General features: G+C 73.0%; 18 protein-coding genes and 1 tRNA gene. 8 read left to right on the forward strand and 11 right to left on the reverse strand.

Features of this window, described 5'->3' with window-relative positions; translation table 11 throughout:
- Positions 1-101 precede the first annotated feature (101 nt).
- Positions 102-1103 carry a sigma-70 family RNA polymerase sigma factor gene (locus DTB53_RS34340; RefSeq protein ID WP_003968470.1) on the reverse strand — a complete coding sequence of 334 codons (1002 nt, stop codon included), beginning with the start codon at positions 1101-1103 and terminating at the stop codon, positions 102-104.
- 500 nt (positions 1104-1603) lie between these two features.
- On the opposite strand from DTB53_RS34340, the gene DTB53_RS34345 reads away from it, so the two are divergent.
- Positions 1604-2626: a questin oxidase family protein gene (locus tag DTB53_RS34345; RefSeq protein ID WP_012380484.1), complete on the forward strand. Its 1023-nt coding sequence runs from the start codon at positions 1604-1606 to the stop codon at positions 2624-2626.
- 72 nt (positions 2627-2698) lie between these two features.
- Here DTB53_RS34345 and DTB53_RS34350 read toward each other — a convergent pair whose 3' ends face one another.
- Positions 2699-3481: a dioxygenase family protein gene (locus tag DTB53_RS34350; protein WP_042496934.1), complete on the reverse strand. Its 783-nt coding sequence runs from the start codon at positions 3479-3481 to the stop codon at positions 2699-2701.
- A gap of 253 nt (positions 3482-3734) precedes the next feature.
- On the opposite strand from DTB53_RS34350, the gene DTB53_RS34355 reads away from it, so the two are divergent.
- Entirely contained in the window at positions 3735-4247 is a 513-nt protein-coding gene (locus DTB53_RS34355) for a MarR family winged helix-turn-helix transcriptional regulator (RefSeq protein ID WP_012380482.1), read from the forward strand.
- Between the two features lie 106 nt (positions 4248-4353).
- Here the strand turns inward: DTB53_RS34355 and DTB53_RS34360 are convergent, their stop codons facing one another.
- Together DTB53_RS34360 and DTB53_RS34365 are read right to left on the reverse strand one after the other, a co-directional pair.
- Positions 4354-5877, reverse strand: a complete 1524-nt coding sequence (locus DTB53_RS34360) for an MFS transporter (protein ID WP_042496932.1) — start codon at positions 5875-5877, stop codon at positions 4354-4356.
- A 169-nt stretch (positions 5878-6046) separates the two neighbouring features.
- Positions 6047-6727: a TetR/AcrR family transcriptional regulator gene (locus tag DTB53_RS34365; RefSeq protein ID WP_012380480.1), complete on the reverse strand. Its 681-nt coding sequence runs from the start codon at positions 6725-6727 to the stop codon at positions 6047-6049.
- A gap of 292 nt (positions 6728-7019) precedes the next feature.
- Between DTB53_RS34365 and DTB53_RS34370 the strand changes: the two genes are divergently transcribed.
- A complete protein-coding gene (locus DTB53_RS34370) occupies positions 7020-8297 on the forward strand; it encodes a M6 family metalloprotease domain-containing protein (RefSeq protein ID WP_012380479.1) in 1278 nt (425 codons plus the stop codon).
- Here the strand turns inward: DTB53_RS34370 and DTB53_RS34375 are convergent.
- The 3 genes from DTB53_RS34375 to DTB53_RS34385 form a co-directional block, all read right to left on the reverse strand.
- Positions 8284-10083 carry a class I adenylate-forming enzyme family protein gene (locus tag DTB53_RS34375; RefSeq protein ID WP_012380478.1) on the reverse strand — a complete coding sequence of 600 codons (1800 nt, stop codon included), beginning with the start codon at positions 10081-10083 and terminating at the stop codon, positions 8284-8286. The two genes, DTB53_RS34370 and DTB53_RS34375, sit on opposite strands and share 14 nt — an antisense overlap.
- Before the next feature lie 336 nt (positions 10084-10419).
- Positions 10420-11634, reverse strand: a complete 1215-nt coding sequence (locus DTB53_RS34380) for a CU044_5270 family protein (protein WP_012380477.1) — start codon at positions 11632-11634, stop codon at positions 10420-10422.
- Positions 11631-12347: an RNA polymerase sigma factor gene (locus DTB53_RS34385; RefSeq protein ID WP_012380476.1), complete on the reverse strand. Its 717-nt coding sequence runs from the start codon at positions 12345-12347 to the stop codon at positions 11631-11633. The genes DTB53_RS34380 and DTB53_RS34385 overlap by 4 nt, the downstream gene beginning before the upstream one ends.
- A gap of 209 nt (positions 12348-12556) precedes the next feature.
- Between DTB53_RS34385 and DTB53_RS34390 the strand changes: the two genes are divergently transcribed.
- The 3 genes from DTB53_RS34390 to DTB53_RS34400 all read left to right on the forward strand — a co-directional run bounded on the left by DTB53_RS34390 (position 12557) and on the right by DTB53_RS34400 (position 14036).
- A complete protein-coding gene (locus tag DTB53_RS34390) occupies positions 12557-13054 on the forward strand; it encodes a GNAT family N-acetyltransferase (RefSeq protein WP_012380475.1) in 498 nt (165 codons plus the stop codon).
- A gap of 85 nt (positions 13055-13139) precedes the next feature.
- On the forward strand, positions 13140-13631 hold the full coding sequence (locus tag DTB53_RS34395; RefSeq protein ID WP_012380474.1) for a hypothetical protein: 492 nt from the start codon (positions 13140-13142) through the stop codon (positions 13629-13631).
- Positions 13632-13963: 332 nt separating this feature from the next.
- Positions 13964-14036, forward strand: a tRNA-Arg gene (locus DTB53_RS34400).
- Between the two features lie 80 nt (positions 14037-14116).
- Here the strand turns inward: DTB53_RS34400 and DTB53_RS37065 are convergent.
- Positions 14117-14269, reverse strand: a complete 153-nt coding sequence (locus DTB53_RS37065) for a hypothetical protein (protein WP_159402382.1) — start codon at positions 14267-14269, stop codon at positions 14117-14119.
- 171 nt (positions 14270-14440) lie between these two features.
- Between DTB53_RS37065 and DTB53_RS34405 the strand changes: the two genes are divergently transcribed.
- Positions 14441-15703, forward strand: coding sequence for an erythromycin esterase family protein (locus DTB53_RS34405; RefSeq protein ID WP_236586330.1), 1263 nt, complete (start codon positions 14441-14443; stop codon positions 15701-15703).
- 162 nt (positions 15704-15865) lie between these two features.
- Here DTB53_RS34405 and DTB53_RS34410 read toward each other — a convergent pair whose 3' ends face one another.
- On the reverse strand, positions 15866-16759 hold the full coding sequence (locus DTB53_RS34410; protein WP_042498626.1) for an aminoglycoside phosphotransferase family protein: 894 nt from the start codon (positions 16757-16759) through the stop codon (positions 15866-15868).
- Positions 16760-16861: 102 nt separating this feature from the next.
- On the opposite strand from DTB53_RS34410, the gene DTB53_RS34415 reads away from it, so the two are divergent.
- Positions 16862-17776, forward strand: a complete 915-nt coding sequence (locus tag DTB53_RS34415; protein WP_042496927.1) for an ATP-grasp domain-containing protein — start codon at positions 16862-16864, stop codon at positions 17774-17776.
- A 22-nt stretch (positions 17777-17798) separates the two neighbouring features.
- On the opposite strand, the gene DTB53_RS34420 is transcribed toward DTB53_RS34415, so the two are convergent.
- Positions 17799-19793, reverse strand: a complete 1995-nt coding sequence (locus DTB53_RS34420; RefSeq protein WP_042496924.1) for a DUF8823 domain-containing protein — start codon at positions 19791-19793, stop codon at positions 17799-17801.
- A gap of 164 nt (positions 19794-19957) precedes the next feature.
- Positions 19958-22702 carry a serine hydrolase gene (locus DTB53_RS34425; protein ID WP_012380468.1) on the reverse strand — a complete coding sequence of 915 codons (2745 nt, stop codon included), beginning with the start codon at positions 22700-22702 and terminating at the stop codon, positions 19958-19960.
- Between the last annotated feature and the right edge of the window lie 106 nt (positions 22703-22808).

Raw genomic sequence — 22808 nt, forward strand, 5'->3', positions numbered from 1 at the left:
GGCTCAGCTCGGGGACCGGCGAAAACCGGTCGGGTGACCGGAATGACCCGGTCGGTCAGCCGGTGCGAACCGGCTTGATGGGGAGATTACGGGTTAATGGCTCACGCCGCAGCGTCAAAGCCCGTGTCGTGAGCCATTCGCTTCAATTCGAGCAGTGCGTGCTTCTCTATCTGGCGGATCCGCTCCCGCGTGAGGCCGTGCTGCTTGCCCACTTCGGTCAGGGTGCGCTCCCGGCCGTCCTCGATTCCGTACCGCATCTTGATGATCGAGGCGGTCCGGTTGTCGAGCTTGCCGATCAGGTCCTCCAGCTCCTCGCTGCGGAGCAGGGTCATCACGGACTGCTCGGGCGAGACGGCGGAGGTGTCCTCCAGCAGGTCCCCGAACTGGGTGTCTCCGTCGTCGTCCACGGACATGTTCAGGCTGACCGGGTCGCGTGCCCAGTCCAGGACGTTGCCGACGCGCTCGGCGTTGGAGTCGAGCTCGGCGGCGATCTCCGCGTGCTCCGGGTCGCGCCCGTGCTCACGGTTGAACTCGCGCTGGACCCGGCGGATCCGGCCGAGCTCCTCCACCAGGTGGACGGGGAGCCGGATCGTGCGGGACTGGTCGGCGATGGACCGGGTGATGGCCTGCCGGATCCACCAGGTGGCGTACGTGGAGAACTTGAAGCCCTTGGCGTAGTCGAACTTCTCGACCGCGCGCACCAGGCCCGCGTTGCCCTCCTGGATCAGGTCGAGCAGAGGGAGCCCCGCGCGCGGGTAGCGGCGGGCCACGGCGACGACGAGTCGGAGGTTGGAACGGATGAATATGTCCTTGGCGCGCTCGCCCTCGGCGACCAGCGCCTCCAGCTCCTCACGCTTCGCGTCACCGGTGGTGCTCTCCACCTCGCCGTCGAGGATCTGCTGGGCGAAGACGCCCGCCTCGATGGTCTGGGAGAGGTCGACTTCCTTGGCGGCGTCGAGCAGCGGTGTGCGGGCGATCTCGTCCAGGTACATGCCGACCAGGTCGCGATCGGCGATTTCCCCGCCCACGGCGCGAACACTGCCTGCCCGGCCGGTCTCACCGGAGGCGGTGGACGTACGACGGGCGACGGCACGGGTTGCCATGCGTGCTCCCTTGCTGAGTAGGTCGCGACACCCTTTCGAGGTGCCCTGCATCCGATGGAAACAACGACTGGAATCCGGACAGAATTCCCATGCCGCACATTCACTTTCGCGATCATGCAGTACCCTGTCCGGCGCCGACCGCTGGTCTCCGCTTCCGGTTTCCGCCGGACGCGCAGGTCAGAGCCGGTGGCGGGGCCCAACGGCCCCTTCGCGGCTCTCCGGCCGGATACCCGGAATCGGCCGGAGCATGAGACCGCACTCACACGTACGCCCCATTTCCTCCCGTCCGGCCGCCGCCCGGCGCCCGCAGGGCCGTGCTCCCGGCCCGGAAGACGGATCCGGCGGCGTGCGGGTTGCTCAGGACGTCCGGGCCCCGGGACCTACGACCGCCGACCGATCCGGCGGGTGACCGGGGTCCGGAGGGACCGGGACCTGAGGCCGGGAGCGACCGGGACCGGGGCCCGATCCGCTCCGGCCCGCGGCTGTCTAGCGTGATCGGCATGGACGACACCACAGGCACCCTCGACGAGGCGCTGGAGCGCATCCACCTCTCGGGGCCGGAGCGCGACGGCTGGCTCAGCAATCACGCGCCGATGGCCGTGGAGGCCCTCGTGCGGCACGGTCAGGCGTCGGCCGTGCACCGCTGGCTGGACCGGTACGGCCCGAAGCTGGAGGAGATGCCGGACGCCGGCTCCCCGGTGACCGCGCGGAACTGGCACGAGGCGCTGGGGGACCCGCGCCGCGTCGCCGACTGGACGGCGTACTTCGAGCGGGAGGCCGCCGAGCGCCCCTGGCGCGAGGTGCTCGTCGAGTGGTGGCCCCGGCTGCTGCCCGGCATCGCCGCGGGCGCCACGCACGCGGTGATCCGGGTGGGCCACTCCGTACGGACCCTGCTGGCGGGCGAGGAGAGCGCCCCGCGCGTCCGGGAGCTGGCCCACGCCCTCGGCTACTGGGCAGCCCGGCACCAGCCGCTGCCCGAGCTGCGGCCGCTCGGCCCGGCACCGAGCGCGGCGGCGGCCCTGGACCGGGTGCCGCCGGTGTCCGGGCAGAGCGGCGGCATCCGGGAGCGGTTCGCGCGACTGACCGGGTTCCCGGTCTGGCCGGCCCAGGAGAACGTGTCCGCCGAGGCGGCCCGGGGCGCGCTGCGGGAGCTGGTCCGGGCCTCGACCCACCGGTACGCGACCCACGCGCACGGCGAGCCGATCATGCTGGTCCACGCGGCGACCGCGCCCAACGCGGTCCTGCGCACCCTGCCCGCCCTGCCCGACGAGCTGTGGGCGCCGAGCCTGCGGGCGGCCTGGGCGGCGAGCGCGGCGGTGACCGCCGCCTACGCGCCCCGTGCGGCGGCCCCGGGTCCGGCGTCGGCGTCCGACACCCCGGCGGCCGGGGAACTGTTCGCCCGGGCGGCGGCGCACGGCGACGACCACACCATCAAGTTCGCCGACACGGCACTGGACGTGGGCGACGCGCTCGCGTTCGCCGCAGCCCGGCGCGCGATCGAGCTGAACCCGCCGGTGTTCTAGAGCGCTGAGGGCCGGTCGGGGCCGTTCCGGGGTTCCCTCCGGCCCCGTAGCGACCCCGGAGGTCTGCGCCCCTCAGCCGAACTGCACCGAGCGCTTCGCCAGCCCCATCCAGAAGCCGTCGATGACGCTGCGCCCCCGGTCCAGCTCGTCCTGGGCCGCCCCCAGCGTCACGAACAGCGGCGCGAAGTGCTCGGTGCGCGGGTGGGCCAGCTTCCCGGCCGGGGACGTGTGCTCGAAGTCGATCAGCGCGTCGATGTCCTGGGCCCGCAGCGCGCGGTCGCCCCAGTCGTCGAACTCGGCCGACCAGCCGGGAACCCCGCCGCCCTGGTGCCGCAGGGCGGCCAGGTTGTGCGTGAAGAAGCCGCTGCCGACGATGAGCACGCCCTCGTCGCGCAGGGGGGCCAGCTTGCGCCCGACCTCCATCAGCTTCTGCGGGTCGAGGGTCGGCAGGGAGATCTGGAGTACGGGGATGTCGGCGTCCGGGAACATCTCCACGAGCGGTACGTACGCCCCGTGGTCGAGGCCGCGGTCCGGGATGTCCTGGACCGGCGTACCGGCGCCGCGCAGCAGCTTGCGGACGCTGTCGGCGAGCTCCGGCGCGCCCGGGGCCCCGTAACGCACCGCAAAGTAGTGCTCGGGGAAGCCCCAGAAGTCGTACACGAGCGGCACGGTCTCCGTGGCGCCCAGCGCGAGCGGGGCCTCCTCCCAGTGGGCGGAGACCATCAGGATCGCGCGGGGGCGGGGCAGCCCGGCGGACCAGGCGGCGAGCTCACCGGGCCAGACGGGGTCGTCGGCCAGCGGCGGTGCGCCGTGCGAGAGGTAGAGGGCGGGCATCCGCTCCGCGGTGGCTGTCATGGCACTCCCATCCACGGGACTCGGCCCCGGGGAGACGGGCGCCGCACGGGGCGCACGGACACGGGATCCGGTCACGAACTCGTCAGAGCAGTAGTTCCCCGAGGTCATCCGGGGGATCGTTGTTCAGGGGCCCTGCGAAACTCCTTCGGGCTCCCTGCGGGAATCCTCGGGGGGCAGGTTTCTTGAAACTTCAAGGTCCTACTTCCGGAGACCTTAGCCCTATCTAGTTAAACTTTCAAGAAAAGGTCGTACAGTGGAGTACATGACCACGGCATCCACCAGCGCGCCGCGCTGGCTCACCGACGAGGAGCAGCACGCCTGGCGCGCTTATCTGCATGCCACCACGCTGCTGGAGGATCACCTCGATCGCCAGTTGCAGCGTGATGCCGGCATGCCGCACACCTACTACGGGCTGCTCGTCCAGCTCTCACAGGCGCCCCGCCGCCGGATGCGGATGACGGAGCTGGCCCGGAACGCGAAGATCACCCGCTCCCGGCTCTCGCACGCCATCGCCCGGCTGGAGAAGAACGGCTGGGTGCGCCGGGAGGACTGCCCCTCCGACAAGCGCGGCCAGAACGCGGTGCTCACCGACGACGGCTACGAGATGCTCCGCCGCTCGGCGCCGGGGCACGTGGAGGCCGTACGGCAGGCGATGTTCGACCGGCTCACGCCCGAGCAGGTGAGCAGCCTCGGGGAGATCATGCGGGTGCTCGCCACCGGCCTGGAGCCGGAGGGTACGGACGCGGATCTGCCCTGGCTCCGCTGAGCGATCACTCAGCGGAGCCAGGGCAGAGAACCCACGGGCCGGGAGCCGCGGACCGGACACGGGACGGAAAGCCGCGCGCCGGGAGCCAGGGCCGGGGCCGCCGTCGTCAGTGGGCGACGACCGGGATCCTGAACTCCTCCTCGGCGCCCGCGTCGGACGCGCTGTCGGTCCCACCGGTGCCCGTTCCGGGGCGGCCGGTGTTGATAAGGGCGATCGCGATGACGGCGGCGGCGACGAGAATGCCGACGGCCCACCAGATCGCGGCGGCGAAACCGCTGACCATGGCCTGGAGCTCCAGGAGCCGCGGGTCCGTGGCGCGGGCCGCGTGATCGGCGACGTACGCGGTGGTGGCGCTCGCGGCGATGGTGTTCAGCAGGGCGGTGCCGATGGCGCCGCCGACCTGCTGCGAGGTGTTGACCATCGCGGAGGCCACACCCGCGTCACGCGGCTCGATGCCGTGCGTGGCCAGGGACATCGCCGGCATGAACGCCGTACCCATGCCGAGACCGAGCAGCAGCATGCCGGGCAGGATGACGGCCGCGTAGCTGGTGTTCAGGTCCAACTGGGTCAGGAGCAGCATGCCGACCGCGGCGACCAGGAAGCCGGGGCCCATCAGCAGGCGCGGCGGGACCCGGGTCATCAGCCGGGTGCCGATCTGGGTGGAGCCGGTGATCATGCCGACGATCATGGGCATGAACGCAAAGCCGGTCTTCACCGGGGAGTAGCCCTTCACGACCTGGAGGTAGTAGGTCAGGAAGAGGAACAGCCCGAACATCGCGATGATGGCGAGCCCCAGCGAGAGGTAGACCCCGCCGCGGTTGCGCTCGGTGAGGACGCGCAGCGGCAGCAGCGGCGACTTCACGCGCGCCTCGGTCACGACGAAGGCCAGCAGCAGCACGGCGGCGGCGACGAACATGGAGACGGTCAGCGTGTCCGACCAGCCGGCCGACTCGGCGCGGGTGAAGCCGTAGACCAGGGCGACCAGGCCGAGCGTGGAGAGCACGACTCCGGGGATGTCCAGCGGCGCACGGTTGCGGGCGCCGGAGGGCTCGCGGATCACGAAGTACGCGCCGGCGGCGGCGACGACGGCGAACGGGATGTTGACGAAGAACGTCCAGCGCCAGTTCAGGTACTCGGTGAGGAAGCCGCCGAGGATCAGCCCGACCGCGCCACCGCCACCGGCGATGGCCCCGTAGATGCCGAAGGCCTTGGCGCGCTCCTTGGCGTCGGTGAACATCACGGCGAGCAGGGAGAGGGCGGCCGGGGCGAGCAGGGCGCCGAAGACACCCTGGAGGGCCCGGGAGCCGAACATCATCGCCTCGTTCTGGGCGGCGCCGCCGAGCGCCGAGGCCAGCGCGAAGCCGATCAGCCCGACGACGAAGGTGCGCTTGCGTCCCCAGAGGTCGGCGATCCGGCCGCCGAAGAGGAGGAGCCCGCCGAAGGCGAGGGCGTAGGCGGTGATGACCCACTGCTTGTTGCCGTCGGATATGCCGAGGTCGGTCTGGGCGGAGGGCAGCGCGATGTTCACGATGGTCGCGTCGAGGACGACCATCAGCTGGGCGAGCGCGATGAAGGCCAGGGCTTTCCAGCGGCTCGGATCGGGAAGGGCGGTGTCGGCAGTTTTTGGCATGGGTGTATCCACCTAAGGACGTGCGAGGGCGCCGAGGCGTCGCGAAGTGGGCGTCGGCGGTACGTACTCGTGTACGCGCGACGGGGTGAGGTGAGCTGAAGCGAGGTGGGGTGGAGCGGTGGGCCGGGGTCCTCAGGACACGGCCGGAAGGTTCAGGTCGGTGCGGGCGTCAGGGGCGCCGCAGGTCCTCCAAGGTCGCCGCCGATCCGGGCAGTACGGAGCGGGCCGGGGTCTCCAGTCCGTCCAGGAACAACTGCAGATGGCGGTGGGTGAACCGGTCGATGCCCTGGCAGGCGATGCCGGGGAGCGGCCGGGTGAGCTGGGAGAGGGCGACGAGTACGTCACCGACGGCGATGTCGGTGCGCAGTCGCCCCGCGGACATGGCGCGCGCCACGAGCCCTTCGACGGCCTCTTCCAGGCGTCGGCGCTCGGCGAGCAGTTCGGGGTGGTGCTTGTCGAAGACGCCGGAGAGCATCGGGCACAGGGCCCCGATCCGTTCGTCGGCGGCCGCGTGCACGAAGCGGCTGAGCGCGGCGAACGGATCGGACTCCTCGGCGGCGGCCTCTTCGGCCCGCAGCGTGGTGCGGGAGGTGACCGCGAGGACGACCTCGTGGGTGAGGGCGGCACGGTCGGGGAAGTTCCGGTAGAGCGTGGCGTTGCCGACGCCGGCGCGCCGCGCGACGTCGTCCAGCGCCACGTCCGGCCCGAACTCGACGAACAGCTCGCGCGCGGCGGCGATGATCCGCTCGCGGTTGCGCAGCGCGTCGGCGCGCGGGCGGGGCGCGCGGCACGGTGCCGCGGGTGCGCCGCTGCCGGCTGCTGCCGGTGCGGTGTCCTTCGCGGCGGTCACGGCGGTCCCGGCGGTGGTCTTCACGACGACGCCCCTCCCCTTCTTCCCTCTGTGTAGCCGGTCGGCCCCCTTCGGTAACCGGGGACCACTTCCCCGTTTAGCGGGGACACGTGTGCAAACGGGGAAGACCTCCCCGCTTATTTCCCCACCCCCTGTGACCTGGGCCACATCGCTTCGCGGCGAAAACCCTTCGATCGGCGCACCCAGCAGGCGGCGCCGGACCACCCGGCACAGGCTGATCGCCAGAGCGCAGTCAGGGTCGGCCGACTGCCGCGGACCCGAAGGCGCCTCCATGCAGCAGCCCCGCCGCCGGATACGCGGCCACCGCCGCCCGATCGCCCTGGCCGGAGCGACCGCGCTGGTCATAGCGGCCGTGGCCTCGGCCAGCACCACCCTCCCGGGCGCCGGGCGCGCCTCGGCGGGCCCGGCGGCCACCAGTCAGGACGCGGCGCTCGCCCCGTGCCGGATCTCCGCCACCATGGGCGTACAGATGTCCGAGGGGCTGCCGACGCCGCCCGGGTACGCCCGGTCGACCGGCGAGATCAAGGCGCTCAACCTGATGATCGACTTCCCGGACGCGGAGGGCACGGAACCCGCGACGGACCGGTACGCGGAGTTCTTCCCGCAGACCTCCGAGTGGTTCCGGGCCAGCTCCTACGGCCGGCTCGTCTACCGGCCCGAGGCCCCCGTCGAGGACTGGCTGCGGATGCCGATGCCCTTCACGGAGTACGGGATAGAGCGCGGCTCACCCTTCGAACCGGGCTACCGCCAACTGGTGAAGGACATCGTCGCGGCCGCCGACCCCCAGGTCGACTTCTCCGCGTACGACCTGGTCAACGTCCTGGTCAGCCCGAACGCCGGCCCCTCCGCGCTGGACACCGTGCTCTCGGTGACCTTCTCCGGCAACGACGAGGCCCCGACGGCGGACGGTGTACCGCTGGCCAACACCTCGTTCGTCTACAGCCGCCAGGACGACGGATCGGGGTCGTACGCCGAGACCGGCTACCGCGTCCTGCCGCACGAGAACGGCCATGTCTTCGGGCTGCCCGACCTCTACACGATGGAGGGCGGCGGCTCGGTCGGGCACTGGGACATCATGTCCGAGGACTGGGGCGCCAACAACGACTTCCTGGCCTGGCACAAGTGGAAGCTCGGCTGGCTCGACAACGAGCAGATCAGCTGTGCGTCGCGCTCCGGCGTCAGCGAGCACACCCTCGGCCCGCTGGCCACGGAGGGCGGCACCAAGCTCGCCTTCGTCCCGCTGAGCGCCCAGTCCGGCTACGCCGTGGAGGTCCGCACGGCGGCGGGCAACGACGAGGCGGTCTGCCGGCCGGGGGTGCTGATCTACAAGGTCAGCTCCGACGTGGACACCGGCCAGGGCCCGGTCGCCGTCGCCGACGCCACCGAGGACAGCGGCGGCTGCACCCGGCGCCCCAACGTGCACGCGGAGCTGTCCGACGCCCCGTTCCGCCCCGGCCAGACCTTCACCGACCGCGCCAACGGCGTACGGATATCCGTGCTCGACGAGGACGACGACGGGAACTACCGGGTGCGGGTCACGCGCCCGTGAGCCGCTCCCCCTCCCCACCCCCTCCGGCGCGCTGCCCCGCCCCCTCGGCGAGCCCCTCCGCGAAGGCGCGGAGGCGGTCCTTGAGAAGCTTCCCGGTGACGTTGCGCGGAAGCTCCTCGTCGGTGAACAGCACCCGGGCGGGCACCTTGAAGGCGGCGAGCCTCCCGCCCACGTGCTCGCGCAGGACCCCGGCGGTGACCACGGCCCCGGGGCGCGGCCGGACCACGGCCGCCACCTCCTCCCCCAGCACCGGGTGCGGGACGCCGAGGACGGCGGCGTCGGCCACGTCGGGATGGTCGTGCAGGACGCCCTCGACCTCGACGCAGTACACGTTCTCGCCGCCCCGGATCACCACGTCCTTGAGCCGGTCCACGATGGAGACCCGCCCCTCGCTCCGTACGGCGAGGTCCCCCGTACGGAACCAGCCCCCCTCGCCGAAGGCCTCCTCGGTCGCCGCCGCGTCGCGCCAGTAGCCGCGGAACAGCGACTGGCCGCGCACCCACAGCTCCCCCGCCCGCCCGTCGGGCAGCTCCTCGCCCGACGGCCCGGCGACCCTCACCTCCGTGACCGGGGTGGGCCGTCCCGCACCGCCCGGCTCCGCCCGGTACGCGTCCCCGAAGTGCGCGAGGACCCCGCCGCTGGTCTCGGTGAGGCCGTAGCCGTTGCGGGGCTCGACGCGTTCGCCGTACCGCGCGGTGAGACGGGCGACCATGGCCGGCGGGGCGGGCGCTCCCCCGGTGCTGAACAGCGTGAGGCTCTCCAGCCCGTCCCCGGTCCGCTCGGCGGCCTCCAGCAGCTGGAGCCCGGTGGTGGGGACCCCGGCGAAGTGCGTGACGCGGTGCGCCCGGATCAGCCGCAGCGCCTCGTCCGCGTCCCACCTGTGCATCAGGACGAGGGTGCCGCCGGCCGCCATCGCCCCGTAGAAGCCGGTGAACGCGGCGACGTGGAAGAACGGGAACGTCAACAGCGAGACGGGGGCGGGCCCCTGCCCCGGGATGACGCCGCGCGCCAGCGCGGAGGCCGCCGCGTGGTAGCGGGGGTTGAGCGCGGCCCCGGCCTGGGCGAGATGGGTGGCCACCGCGCCCTTGGGGCGGCCGGTGGTGCCGGAGGTGTACAGGATCGTGGCGTCGTCCTCCGGCCGGGGCTCCACGTCGGGCGGCGCGGCCAGCGGGTCGGGCGCGGGGAACTCCTCGTACCGCTCGACGCGCAGCCCGCCGCCGTCCACCTGCCCGGGGCCCCCGTGGAAGAGGACGATCCGCGCCCCGGCCCGCCGGGCCCAGCCGGAGACCCGCCCCAGCCGCTCCCCGTCCACGAGGAGCACCCCGGGCTCGCAGTCCTCCAGGGCGTGGCCGAACTCGGCCTCCGTCCACCACGCGTTGAGCGGTACGGCGACGAGACCGGCCAACTGGGCGGCCCAGAAGGCGATCTGCCACTCGGGATGGTTCCGCATCGCGATGACGGCCCGGTCGCCGGAGCGCAGCCCGTACCGCTCCCGCAGGCGTACGGCGAGGGCGGAGGCGGCGGCGAAGAACTCCCCGTAGGAGTAGGTCCGTTCCCCCGCGATCAGGAACGGCGCCTCGCCGTAGGCCCACGTGGTCTCCACGAACTCCCGGAGCGTACGCGGCCCGTCGGCGTACTCCGGCGTCCCCTGCTCGCCGATGACCACGGCGAAGGGCGCGCCGGGCGCGGTGAGGGACGCCTCGATGCGCGCGGCGCGCCGGGCGCGTTCGGCGGGGACCCCGTCGTCCTCGGGAGCCGGGGGCGGGGAGGGGTGGGTGTGCGGCACGGACGGCCTCTCTCGCGCTGACGCTGGCTGCTGACTGCTGACTGCTGACTGCTACGCGAGACGCTATGCGGGCGGGGGCGCCGCGCCAAGGCCGGACGGGCAGCGCGCGGGGACGCGGGCGGGGGCGGGACGCGCACCGAGGCCGGGCAGGCAGCGCGGCACGGACACGGGCGGGGGCAGGGCGCGCACCAAGGCCCCACGAGCAGGGCACGGGGACGCGGGCGGGGGCGGGACGCGCACCACGGGCGTACGAGCAGCGCGCACGGACACGGGCAGGAAGGGGGCAGGGTTCCCGCCCGGGCGGAGAGGAGGCCGGGACGGGCGCGGGAGGAGGGGTCAGGTCCCTGCGGAAGGTGCGGCCGGAGCCCCGGCCCGGTCGCCGCCCGGAGCCGAGCCCGCCGGGCGCTGCTTGAGGGCGTCGACGACGGCCCGGCCCGTCACCGCGGTATGCCCCCTGACCGTGCCCGCCCTGATGCCCTCCGCGTCACGCGTCTGCACGGTGCGCTCCCCCAGATACGCGAACGTCTCGCGGTCGAAGATCCACTCGGTGCGCGAGCCGTCCGACTCGTCGGTGCGGGCGATGGCGATCCCGTGGCGACCGGCCGCGTCGACGGAGTCGTCGACGAGGACCACCCCGGGGATCCGCGCCGCGGCACGGTAGAGGCCGGCGGCCAGCTTCGGCGGCACCACCTGTTCCCTCAACAGGTCGCCGATGGTGCCGAAGGCCTGCTGATCGGGGCCGTTGCCCATGCCCCGGGTCTCGTCGTAGATCTTCTCCAACAGAAGAGACGGGTCGGTGGGCAAGGTCTTCAGATACGCGTGGCTGGGCGAGTTGAGCGTGCGTTCCCCTCCTTCGGGGTCGTCCAGTGTGATGCCGTCGCGGCCGGTGCCCTTCCCGTGGGGCTCAAGCAACCACCCCTTGGCCCCGTCGGGCGACATCCAGACCTCGCGGGGATGGATCTTGTCGACATAGCTCCTGTTCTTCCCGTCGGAGCCCTCCCAGGAGACCAGCCCGGAGACCTCGCTCCGGATGTACAGGAACTGCCCCGGGCCCGGCTCGGGCAGCTCCGCCCGCGCCGCCGCCCCGGAGATGTCGGCGACCGCGCCCGCCAGCCCCGCGGTACTGCCCCGGACCACCTGGACGACCGGGGCGGGGACGGCCCCGGCGGGCGGGGCGGCCACGCGGCCGGGGTTCTCCGAACCGCCGGAACCGCCCGGGCCACCCGCGAGTGCGGCGACCCCGGCGGCGGCCAGGGCCAGGGCGGCGGCGACACCGACACCGGCCAGGACCGGCCGACGACCGGAGCGGCGGCCCGGCCGGGAGGCGCGGTCGCCCGCGGGCGCTCCGGCGGGCGGGGGGCCGGCCAGGGGATTGGGCGCGGTGTCGGGCGCGGTGTCGGGCGTCCGGTTCCGGATCTCGGTCATCAGGTGCTCCTCAAGGCCTCTCAGGCGGTCCGAGGAGAGTTCCGGATCACCGGGTGCGGGCAGCAACCGGCGCAGTTCCGCGTGGTCGAGCGGCTCCTCGCGCCGTCGCCAGGGGGTGCGGATCATCGGCTTCTCTCCTCGTTCGACCGGGCCGCTGCGGTGCGGCCACCCTGTACTTGTCCGCCGGACCCATCGGGTTCCGTCCCCTCCGGTTGCGCGCTTCCGGGCCGCGCCCCACCGGCTCCGGGTTCCGCCCCACCGATGCCGGGTTCCGCCCTGCGGGGTTCCCTCCCGCCGCCGCCCCTCCGCCGCAACTCGCTGTCGGTGAGGCTGCGGAGCCGCGTCCGTGCGCGGGACAGCCGGGAGCGCACGGTGCCGACCGGTACGCCGAGGGCCTCCGCCGCCTCGGCATAGCCGAGACCGGACCACACGCAGAGCGCGAACACCTCCCGCTCGGCCCGCCGTAACTGCCCCAACGCGCTCTTGGCAGCGGCCAGTTCGTCGGAGTCGGCGATCCGCCCGACGAGTTCGTCGGCGAAGTCGGGCAGAACGTCACGCAACGGCACCCTGGCCAGGGCCCGTTCATGGCGGCGGGCGGCACGCCCCGTGTTGCGCAACACGTTGACGGCGATACCCATCAGCCAGGGCCGCAGGCTCTCCCCCTCGTCCCGCAGCTTGCCGCGCAGCCGCCACGCCTCCAGGAACGTCAGCGACACGACGTCCTCCGCCGCGCTCCAGTCCCCGGTGGTCCGGACGGCATGCCGGAAGACGAGCTGGGCGTGATCGCGGAACAGCTCCCGGAAGGCATCCGGGTCCCCGGCGCGGACACGCGCGTGCATCGAGTAGTTCACCCCCTGACTTGTCCGCGCTCCCGGCGGGGTTCCGGTGACGCGCATCACAGCGAGCACGGCAGCGCCTCCACCTGCGGGGTGAGCCCGGCAAGAGGCACGGTGCCGGAGCAGCACCCACGAGTACAGGCCCCGTTTCCGCGGTGCCGCTACCCTTCCGGTCCTGCCCGCGCCCGCAAGTCCGAGCCGAGGAGTGCCTGATGGCCGCTCACGTGGTCCTCCACGGAGTGCTGACCCGACTCGTCCCGACGACCGAGGACGATGTGGACCTGCTGGCGCGGTGGTTCGGTTCCCCGGACTTCGCCGAGCACTGGGGCGGCGTCCCGCTGTCGCGTGACGAGGTGGCGCGGAAGTACGTCGGGCGGCGACGGCCAAGCGTGGAGTCGTTCCTCGTACGGATTCACAGCACGGGCACGCCGGTGGGCTACGCGCAGTACTGGCACGCGGGAGCGGCCGAAGGCGGTATCGACATGGTGCTGGGACCGCAGGCGCGAGGCCGGGGCCTGGGCCCGGATGCCGCCCGCGCGCTCCTGGCGCACCTGGGCGGCCGTCTTGGATGGCGGCGCGTGACGGTCGACCCCCTGCGGGAGAACCGGCGGGCGGTGCGCGCCTGGCAGAAGGCGGGCTTCCGGCAGGTCTCGAACGAAGCCGAGGAACTCCTGATGGAGTACGACCTCTCCGCGGCCGGCGAGGAGTGACGTCTGCCCCTTCTCCCCGCCCCTGCTCCACACCGCGCTGATATCGGAGTGCGCACAGGCCCGGGAGAGTGCCACAGTCACGTCCGTGACCCTGATCAACACGCTCGTCGACTTCGCCCGGACCGGCCGGATCGGGCCCCTGATCTGCGGAATGCCCCTGGCCGAGGCCGAGGACCTTCTCGGCCCGGGTCGCCCGCACCCCGCCCACGTCCTGAAGGGGCCCGATATCGACGGCTACCCCTACTCCTGGAACGGGCTGCGACTGGTGGTGACCCAGCGGACCGTCAGCGGCATCTGGATCGACCTCCGGCCCGGCTCGACGGTCAAGCTCCCGCCGCTCGTCCTGCTGGATTCCGAGTCGTTCGAGGCAACCGTGCCCCGCGAGGAACTGATCACCGCCCTCGACGCGGCAGGCTGCCGGCACGAGGTGGACCCCGTCCTGACCATGGGCGAGCAGTCGAGCGTCATCACCCAGCCGGCCGAGGTCCGCGCCGTCTTCAGCCTGCCCGGCCGGGACGATCGCGTCCCGCACCGCGATCGGCAGTACCTCAACGTGATGCACAAGCACACGGCTTGACATCGCCGATCCCCCACAAGGACCCGGTTGCCGCGCCGATCCCCTTCCCGCTCGGTGCGCTCCCGGACCGCCGCAGCGGGGCCCGCCAGGTCACTGCACCCCCGAATCACCACAAAACCGCTGGTCAGCCCAGCCCCACACACCCGCCCGCGAACGTGGGCCCCCCGGCGGATGGTCATCCGCTACGCTGTTCTCTGGTCGGCCGTAGGCGTGGCTCACGCACGAGGCAGCGATGCCGCTCGGCGGGATCCGCACCGCGTCCGACCAGCGGGCCCGGTTTCCTTGCCGAAGATCCATTCACTGGGTCCTCTCCAAGGTTTCCACCAGCCCCGGCCTTCGTAGCTCAGGGGATAGAGCACCGCTCTCCTAAAGCGGGTGTCGCAGGTTCGAATCCTGCCGGGGGCACAAGCGAGAAGGCCACCTAGGAACGTTCCTAGGTGGCCTTCTCCCGCGATGCGCTTGCGCGCCACATCGTCCGCCCCACCTCATCCCTTGCCCGCCCGCTTTCGGATGCCCATCGCCAAGGCGACACCCAGCATCGCTACAGCCATGCTGATTCCGAACGCGAGGCTGTCCGACCAGGTGTCGTGCCACAGACGTGACACCACCCCCGCGAGCGCCCCGTAGGCCAGCGCCACACCTAGGCGTTTCCCCCACAGCACCATGGAGTGCTCGTACCCCGGCAGGTGGACCGGAAGCTTGATCGTGATTCCGCCAGCCGTCGTTGCCGTACAGCGGCGGAGTACCGCAAGAACGCTGCGTGCGGTCGGGCTTGACCTCAATCGGGGTTGATGTTCGAGGGTGGCGTCATGACGACCTCACCGGAACAGCATGCCGCGGTTCGGAAGTGGATCAGGGGGACGGCCCACCCGCTGGGCCCCGTGGACGCGTCGGCGTCGCTGGACGATCTGCGGCCCCTGCTCGGGATGGTCGGTGAACGGACGGTGGTCGGCTGCGGTGCCGGGACGCGTGGCGCGCACGAGGTCTTCGCGCTCCAGACGCGCATGGCCCGGCTGCTGATCGGTGAGGCGGGCTTCCGGGCCGTCGCCCTCGACCAGGACGGGACGCTCGTCGCCCGGCTCGACGCCCATGTCCGCACCGGGGCCGGGGACCCCGTGGCTCTGCTGGAGGCCGCCGAGCCGTTCTCCCGTACCGAGGAGGTCCTCGCGCTCGTCCGGTGGATGCGGGTCTTCAACGAGGGGCACCCCGGTGATCCGGCCCGTCTGATCGGGGTCAGCCCCCATGGGACGGGGGTGTCGGCGTACGACACAGTGGCCGCCTATGTGCGTGCGGCAGCACCCGGACTGATGGCCGAACTGGAGCGCTGCTACGCCAACCTGCGTCCCGAAGGCGACGTGTCCGCGCACGCGAACCGCTTCCGGGCCCTGTCCGACAGGCGCCCCGTGCGCGAGCGCGCGCAGACGGCCCACGACCTGGTGGCGGGGGCCCCGGGGCACGACGGTCATGCGTGGGCGCTCCACAACGCACGGCTGATCGTCCAGTTCCACGAGCTTCACGACCACGACGACGATCCGCTGGACCCGCACAACATGGCCTGCTACGAGAGGTTCTTCGCCGAGAACGTCCTGTGGTGGCAGCGGCACACCGGGCACCGGGTGCTGTTCTGGTCCTCCGGTTCCCACACGGCCGACGCGCGCACCAGGATCGTCAGTTTTCCGCCGGACCCGGCCGGCGCCCCGTCCCGGAACGCGGGGAGCTATCTGCGCGAACACCTCGGAGCCCGCTACCTGTCGCTCGGCATCACCTTCGGTGCGGGGGAACTCGCCACCTACACCGGCGCTCCGCCCCATCAGGTGCCCGGCCCCGTGCCGCCCCTGGTCGAGTCGGTGCTGGACGACGAGGCCGTGGGCGACTACCTGCTGGACCTGCGCGCGGACGCTCCGCGGGAGGTTGCGGACTGGCTCGCCGGGACCACGGGATCCAGGCTCGTCGGACCCCGGCACGACCCGCGACGCGACACCGAGCACCACATGACGGGGGGTTCTCCGGCCGAGTGGTTCGACGTGCTCGCCCATCTGCGGCGGGTGACGCCGGCCCGCCCGCTGCGCTGAACACCATCGGGGGCGGGCGGCTCCCCTCGCTCCCGTCCTGGGCCGGCCCTCGTCAGGGGGCGTTCACTTGCCCCGTGCACACGGCCTCATCCGTCGAGAGGGGCGCGCTCGCCCGGGGCGGCGGGGGCGGTTCCGGCGCGTCCGACCTTGCCGGGCCGCTCGTCAAGGGCCCGGCGGGAATCCGCCCCGCGCGCCGGAGGGAGCGGTGAGGATCTCGGCGATCACGTGCGCCGCGATCTCCGCCATCACCGGGTTCGTGTCCCGGTAGTGAGCGAGCTCCAGCAGGGCGATGGACAGCGCCCAGCCCCGCCCCCGCGCCCACGTGGCGTCATCGGCCCCGACCGCCGTACGGAACGTCTCCCTGGCTCCGGCCGTCAGCAGGTACCAGCCCGCGATCAGGTCGACGGCGGGATCGGCGAGACCGGTGCAGCCGAAGTCGATGACGGCGGTGAGGCGGCCCTCCGCGACCAGGACGTTGCCCGGCTGGAGGTCTCCGTGCACCCAGACGGGCCGGTCCGTGAAGGGCTCGGCGGCCAGGGCCTCCTGCCAGGCGGCGGCGGTGCCGGCCCGGTCCAGGACCCCGTCCAGACGCGCGATCGCCTCACGGGTCGCCGGGTCGCGGGAGGCCAGGGGCTCGGCGCGGTGGGCGGGCGGGGCGTCCGCCGGGTCGATCCGGCGCATCGCCAGGACGAACTCCGCCAGATCGGCCGCGAGCAGTTCGGAGGCCGACGCGTCGTCGCCGGGTCCCGGGTTCGCCCCCGCCAGCCAGGTGCGGACCGACCAGGGCCGGGGAAAGGCCTCGCCCGGAACCCCCTGCGCCAGCGGGAGGGGTACGGGAAAGGGCAGCCGCGGTGCCAGCAGGGGCAGCCAGTGGTGTTCGGTCGCCACGTCCGCCGCGCTGTCCTCGGTGCGGGGCAGCCGTACGGTCTTGTCGGCGCCCAGGCGGTAGATCGCGTTCGCGGTCCCGTTCGCGCCCACCGCCTCCACGGGCAGGTCCGCCCAGTGCGGGAACTGCGCGGCGATCAGGCCGCGTACGAGCGGCGGTTCGATGATCATGCGCCGATCGAACCAGGTGGCCCGGGCGCGCACAACGGGTTCCCCGCCGCACCGGAAAAAGCCGGTGCGGCACGGCGTCCCCGTGCGGGAGGATCTGCGGCCATGACTCGCCCGCCGCGCACCCTCGTCCTCCCGCCCCGGCTCACCGCCTCCGCCCGGACGCTGCGTGCCGCCGCGCTGCGGCGCGGGCTGCGCATCGTGGAGGCGACGGCCTCCGCCGTGCCGGAGGGTCTGGACGGCCCGGGGTGGGCGGGGTGGCCGGAGGGGGCGGGGCCGGACGCGTCCTCCGGGGCCGCGGGGAACGCCGAGGCCGCCGGAAACAGCGGGGCCGCGGGGAACGCCGAGGCCGCGGGAAGCGCCGAGGCCGCCGGGAACACCGCGGGCGAAGCGCCCTCCGTGCATCTGCACGCCGGGCCCTCCTTCGCCGACGTGGTGGCCCCCGCGCTCGGGATCGCCCTCCTGGAGGCCCCCGCCGACTGGCTCGCGCGGCTCCCCCGGGCGCTCACCCGGCGGGAGATCCTGGCGCTGCCGATCGGCGAGGCGTACCGGCTGCGACGCCCCGCCTTCGTCAAGTCGCCCAACGACAAGGGCGTTCCGGCGCTGGTGTACGCCGACGGGTCCCGGCTGCCCGGACCGGACGCCGTGGACCCGGAGACCGTGGTGCTGGTGAGCGACGTGATGACGTTCGCCGCCGAGTACCGCCTCCATCTGCTCGACGGGACCGTCCACGCGGCGGGGCAGTACGCCGAGTCCGGCCGCCTCCGGCTCGGGCCGGCGGGCGGCGACGCGCTCGCCTTCGGGCGGGAGGTCCTCGCGGCGGCCGGCGAGACCCTGCCGTCCGCGATCGTCGTCGACGTCGGCCGGGACGACACGGGCCGGTGGGCCGTGATCGAAGCCAACGCGGCGTGGGCGAGCGGGTGTTACTCGGCCGATCCGGACAGGGCCCTCGACACGGTCCTGCGCGCCGCCGGACCCGCCACGGGCCTGTCGCCGCACGACCGCGGCTTCGTGCGGTAGCTCCGGGAGGACCGGCCGGGGCTCAGCTCAGTTCTTCGGGGCAGGGCGTGCCCGGCTGGAGCTGGTACGGGGCCGCCAGCCGGTAGACGCCCGGTCGCGGCGCGAGCAGTTCGGTCCACTCGTCGCCGTACGGGCCCTCCTCGACCTTGTTGAGGCAGCCGTTGGTGTTGAGGTAGGTCTTGGGCGCGGTCTCGTCCGCCTCCGACCGCGCCTTCGACTCCTCGGTCTCCAGCGGGCGCTCCACGCTCTTGCCCTCCTCGTCGACGAGGGCGAGCCAGCGGGTGTACGGGATGCGGATCAGGACCCGGCCCGCCGACTTCACCGTGATCGTCAGCTCATCCGCGCCCGCCCGCTCCACCGTCGCCGGCGGGTCGGCCAGCGGCACGGGGTCCAGCACGCGGAAGAGCTTCCAGTTCGCGTCGCCCCAGATCTGGCGCAGGTAGGGCTGCCCCTGCTCGACCAGCTCCGCCTCCTGGACCGCCCCGTTGTCCGGCCGGTCCTTGGGCAGCACCACGTAGTGCACGGCCCAGCGGTCCAGCCACTCCCGGTAGTTCACCGGGTCGAGCGTGTCGTCGTAGAAGAGGGGGTTGCGCTTCATGTCCGCCTGGCGGTTCCAGCCGCGCGCCAGGTTGACGTAGGGGGCGAGCGCCGAGGACTCGCGGTGACTGCTCGCGGGCACCACCTCGACCCGGCCGCGCTCCGCCCCCACCTGCTGGAGCTGGTTGACCAGCGGGGCCAGTTCCCGGTTCCAGGACGCCGCGGGCGCGGTCCGGACGATGTCGTCGACGCCCTTGAACCCGATCCAGAAGTTGAGGCCCACGAAGGCCAGGACCAGGGCGTACCAGCGGCGGCTGCGCGGCACCGCGTACGGCAGGGCGGCGAGCAGGGCCACCCCGGCGAACAGCATCGCCATGCGGGTGATGTTCGACCCGATCTGCGAGTCGATGACGTACGTGAGCAGCGTGCCGACCCCGTACACGGCGGCGGCGGTGCGGACGGTGCTCCAGTCGCGGGGGACGAGGACGTACACGAGGACCGCGAAGAGGAACGGCAGCGACAGCGTTCCGAGCGACATCGGCTGCGTACCGGAGAACGGGAACAGCCAGGAGGACAGCCCCACCACGGCGACCGGGGCGAGCCCGACCGCGTAGGCGCCGGGGCGTCGTTTGTGGAGGAACAGCGCCGCCGCGACGACGCCCAGGAAGAGTCCGGCGACGGGGCTGGAGGCGGTGGCGAGCGCGGCGAGCGGGGCGGCGACCCCGGCCTTGGCCCACCGCTTGTAGCGCCACCGGTGCGGCCAGCAGAACACCGCGGCCACCGAGCCGACGGCGAACATCATGCCGAGCCCGAAGGTCACCCGGCCCGACAGCGCGTTGCACAGGAACGCGAAGACTCCGGCGAGCGAGCAGGCCAGCGGATTGCGGACGGCCGGGACCCGCACGAGGATCAGCGCGGTCAGCGCGGAGGAGACCGTGCCGACGATCATCATCGTCGTACGGACGCCCAGCAGCGACATCAGGTAGGGCGAGACCACGCTGTACGAGACGGGGTGCATGCCCCCGTACCAGGCCAGGTTGTACGCCGTGCCGGGGTGCCGGCCCACGAACTCGGCCCAGGCGTCCTGCGCGGCGATGTCGCCGCCCGTGTTGGCGAGGAAGAAGAACCAGAGGAGGTGGCCGACGGCGGCGGCGGCCGTCGCGATGGTGACGGGGTGCCGCAGCAGGCGGCGGGCCCTGGTCGACGGCGGCTCAAGAGCGGCGGCATCCGCGGAGGGACCGGCGGGGCCGGGAGGTCCGGCGGCCGTGGAGGAGCCGGAGGAGCCGGAGGAGCCGCCCGGGGAATCGTCGAAGGAGCCGGAGGGATCCGAGGGATCGGAGGAATCGAGGGGGTCCGGAACGTCCGGGTTCTCCGGGGACTCCGGGACACGGGGGGACGGCACGCGAACGTGCAGGGCGTCGCCCCCGACCCCTGTGGTCTCGTCCGCCTCGCGGCCGGGCTTCGGCTCCGCGGTGGTCACTACGGCTCTCCCCGTCCTCCGCCGGCCCCGTACCTCTACGAGGACGCGTCCCAGCGTCCCTGAGTTGTCCGGGGACGCTAACACGTACCCCCTGCACGTATCCCTGTCATAAACCGGGGAGGGGCGGCCTTCGGCGTCGTCCGCCCCTCCCCGGCTCCGGTGCCTCAGCCGATCCTGGTGAGCTTGTCGCCGAACGCCGGCTCGGTCAGGTCGCTCTGCAGCACCACCGGTGCCGTGACCTTCCCGGTGCCGGTGCCCACGGTCACCATGCCGACCTCGGCCCCGGCCTTCGCGGCGTGGTCGATGCCCCTGCCGTTGTCCGTGACCTTCAGCTCGACCTCCAGGCCGGACCAGCCGACCGCCTTGAGGTTCTTGGTGGCGACCACCGGGGTCTGTCCGCCGAACCCGTTGTCCACGTACCCGACGACGTCGCCCTTCTTCACGACCGTCGCCGAGGTCGCCGCCTTCTGCGCGTCCTTGATCAGCTTCAGGCTGTTCTGGAGGGACAGCTCCAGGCTGTCGTAGACCCGGCCGGTGCCGGCCTGCTGGCCCATGACCGCTCCGTAGATCCACAGCAGCTTGCCGTCGACCTTGGTGTTCGCCGACCAGAGCAGGTTGCCGCCCGCCGGGGTGGAGGAACCGGTCTTGATGCCGCTCACACCGGGCTGGAGCAGGAGGTTGTTGTTGTTGTAGATCTTGCCGTCTATGCCCTTGATCTCGACCTCGGGCATGTCCACGATCTTCCGGAAGACCTCGTTGCGCATGACCGCCTGCGCCAGCTTCAGCTGGTCGGTGGCGGTGGAGACCGTGGTCTTCTCCAGCCCGCTCGGGTCCGTGTACGTCGACCCGGTCATGCCGAGGTCCTTGGCCGCGTCGTTCATCTTGTCGATGAACGCGTCCTCGGAACCGGCGTCCCAGCGGGCGAGCAGCCGTGCCGCGTTGTTGCCCGAGGGGATCATCAGCAGCTGGAGCATCTGCCGCTGGGTGAGCTTCTGCCCCTTGGTCAGCGGGGCCGTCGACTCGTCGGGCCGCTGGGACTCGTCCTCGGCCTTCTGGTCGACGGTGATCGTCTCGCCCTCCTCGTCGCCCTTGAGCGGGTGCTCCTGGAGGATCACGTGGGCGGTCATGACCTTCGCGACGCTGGCGATCGGGGCGGGCTTCTGCGCGCCCTCGGAACCGAGCGACCCGACGCCGTCGACCATCACGGCCGACTGGCCCTGGCCCGGCCAGGACAGCTTCGTCTCTCCGCCCTCGAAGGTGTACGTCGGCTTCGCCGTGAGCTGGAGCGAGGGCTCCGGCAGCGGGCGCATCACCTGCACGATCGCAAAGACGATCAGCAGGAGGAGCACGAGCGGGGTCCAGATCTTGACCCGTCGGACGGCGGTCCGGACCGGGGTCTCCGGCGGCGGCGGCGTGTTCGTCAGCTCGGCGAGCAGATCGAGCGGCGGCCGGGGCGGCAGTGGCTGCTGCCGGGTCCGCTCGGCCGCAGCCCAGGACGGGGCGGCCGGCGGCTGGGAGGCGGTCTCCGGGGTGCGCACGGGCGACTCGGCCTCGGTGCCGGCCTCGGTGCCGGCCCCTGCGCCGGACTCGGGCTTGCGCGGCGCGGGGGCGGACCGTACGTCGTCGGAGCGAAGCGGCACGAACGTGCTCGTGCGCTCCGCGTCGCTCTCGGGCCCGGCCTCCGGCTTGCTTCCGGGCTTGGCAGCGGGCCAGTCCTCGCGCGGCGGGAGCTTCAGCGCGGTCGTGGCCTGGTCGACCCGGTCGTCCGGCTTGACCGCCTTGAAGATGGCGGTGGGCTGATCGATTCCTCGGGGGTCGTCGGCGTCGGCGTCGGCGTCGGACGCACGGTCCGGCTCGGCACCGGCCTTCGGTTCAGCCTGGGATCCGGCCTTCGGGGCGTCCTGGGATTCGGGTGCGGCGGTGGGCGTGACGACCGGCGTGGGGGCGGCCTTCGGCTGGTCGTCGGGCTCATCCTCCGACTCCGGCTCCGACTCCGACTCCGGCTTCGTGCCCGCCTCGGGCTTCGCGTCCGCCCCGGGCTTCGTGCCCGCCTCCGGCCTCGCGTCCGGCTTCGGCTTCGCGTCCGCCGCGTCTCCGACCGCCTCGGGCTTCGCGTCCGCCCCGGGCTTCGTGCCCGGCTCCGGCTTCGCGTCCGCCGCGTCTCCGACCGCCTCAGGCTTCGCGTCCGCCCCGGGCTTCGCGTCCGGCTCCGCTGCCGCGGAGGGCTCGCCCTCGGCGGCGGACACGGGCTCGGCGACGGAGTCGGCCTCGGTGTCCGTGTCGGCGTCCGTGTCTGCCTCGGCGTCCGCCGCCGGCTCGTCCTCGGCCTCGGCGTCGACCCACGCGGCCACCGCTGCGCGCAGCCGGCCGTCCCCGGGCTCGGCCGCCGCCTCCGCGTCGGACGCCTCCGCGCCCGCGTCCCGGCTCGTGCCGCCCTCGGCGGCTCCCGAGCCCTCCGAGGGCGCATCGGCCTTCCCAGAGGCCGTGGAGGCCGCCAGAGGCACGCCCTCCGGCTCGGCGGCGGTCTCCGCGTCGGCCTCGGAACCGGAAGCCGGGCCGCCGTCGGAACCGGAGCCGGCCCCGGAATCGGCGTTCGGCTCGGCCGCGGGCTCCTCCGCGGGCTCCGACCCGCTCTCCGGCTCACCCGCCGCGGTAGGGGATGTGGCCTCGGGCTCGCGCCGGGCGGCGTCCTCCGGCAGCCGGGGGCGGAAGACGGCGGTCGCCGTGTCGGACGTGGGGCCCGGATCGGCGCTCGCCTCCGTGTCCGCAGACCCGCCCGCGTCCGTGTCCACGTCCGCGTCCGTGTCCGCGCCGGGGTCACGGAACACGGCGAAGCGCGGGTCGCGCTCCTCCGCAGCCGTCCCCGACGACTTCCGCTGCTCCGTTTTGTCGGGGGACTCGCCCGCCACCGATGCCTCCTCATGCGCTGCGGGGCCACCCCGCGCTGTCCGAACCATCTACCAGTGTCCTGTGTGAACCCCTGGCCGAGCTGCTAGACGAGAACGACATACCTAC

The sequence above is a fragment of the Streptomyces griseus genome (genome assembly GCF_900460065.1).
Lineage (GTDB): Bacteria > Actinomycetota > Actinomycetes > Streptomycetales > Streptomycetaceae > Streptomyces > Streptomyces griseus.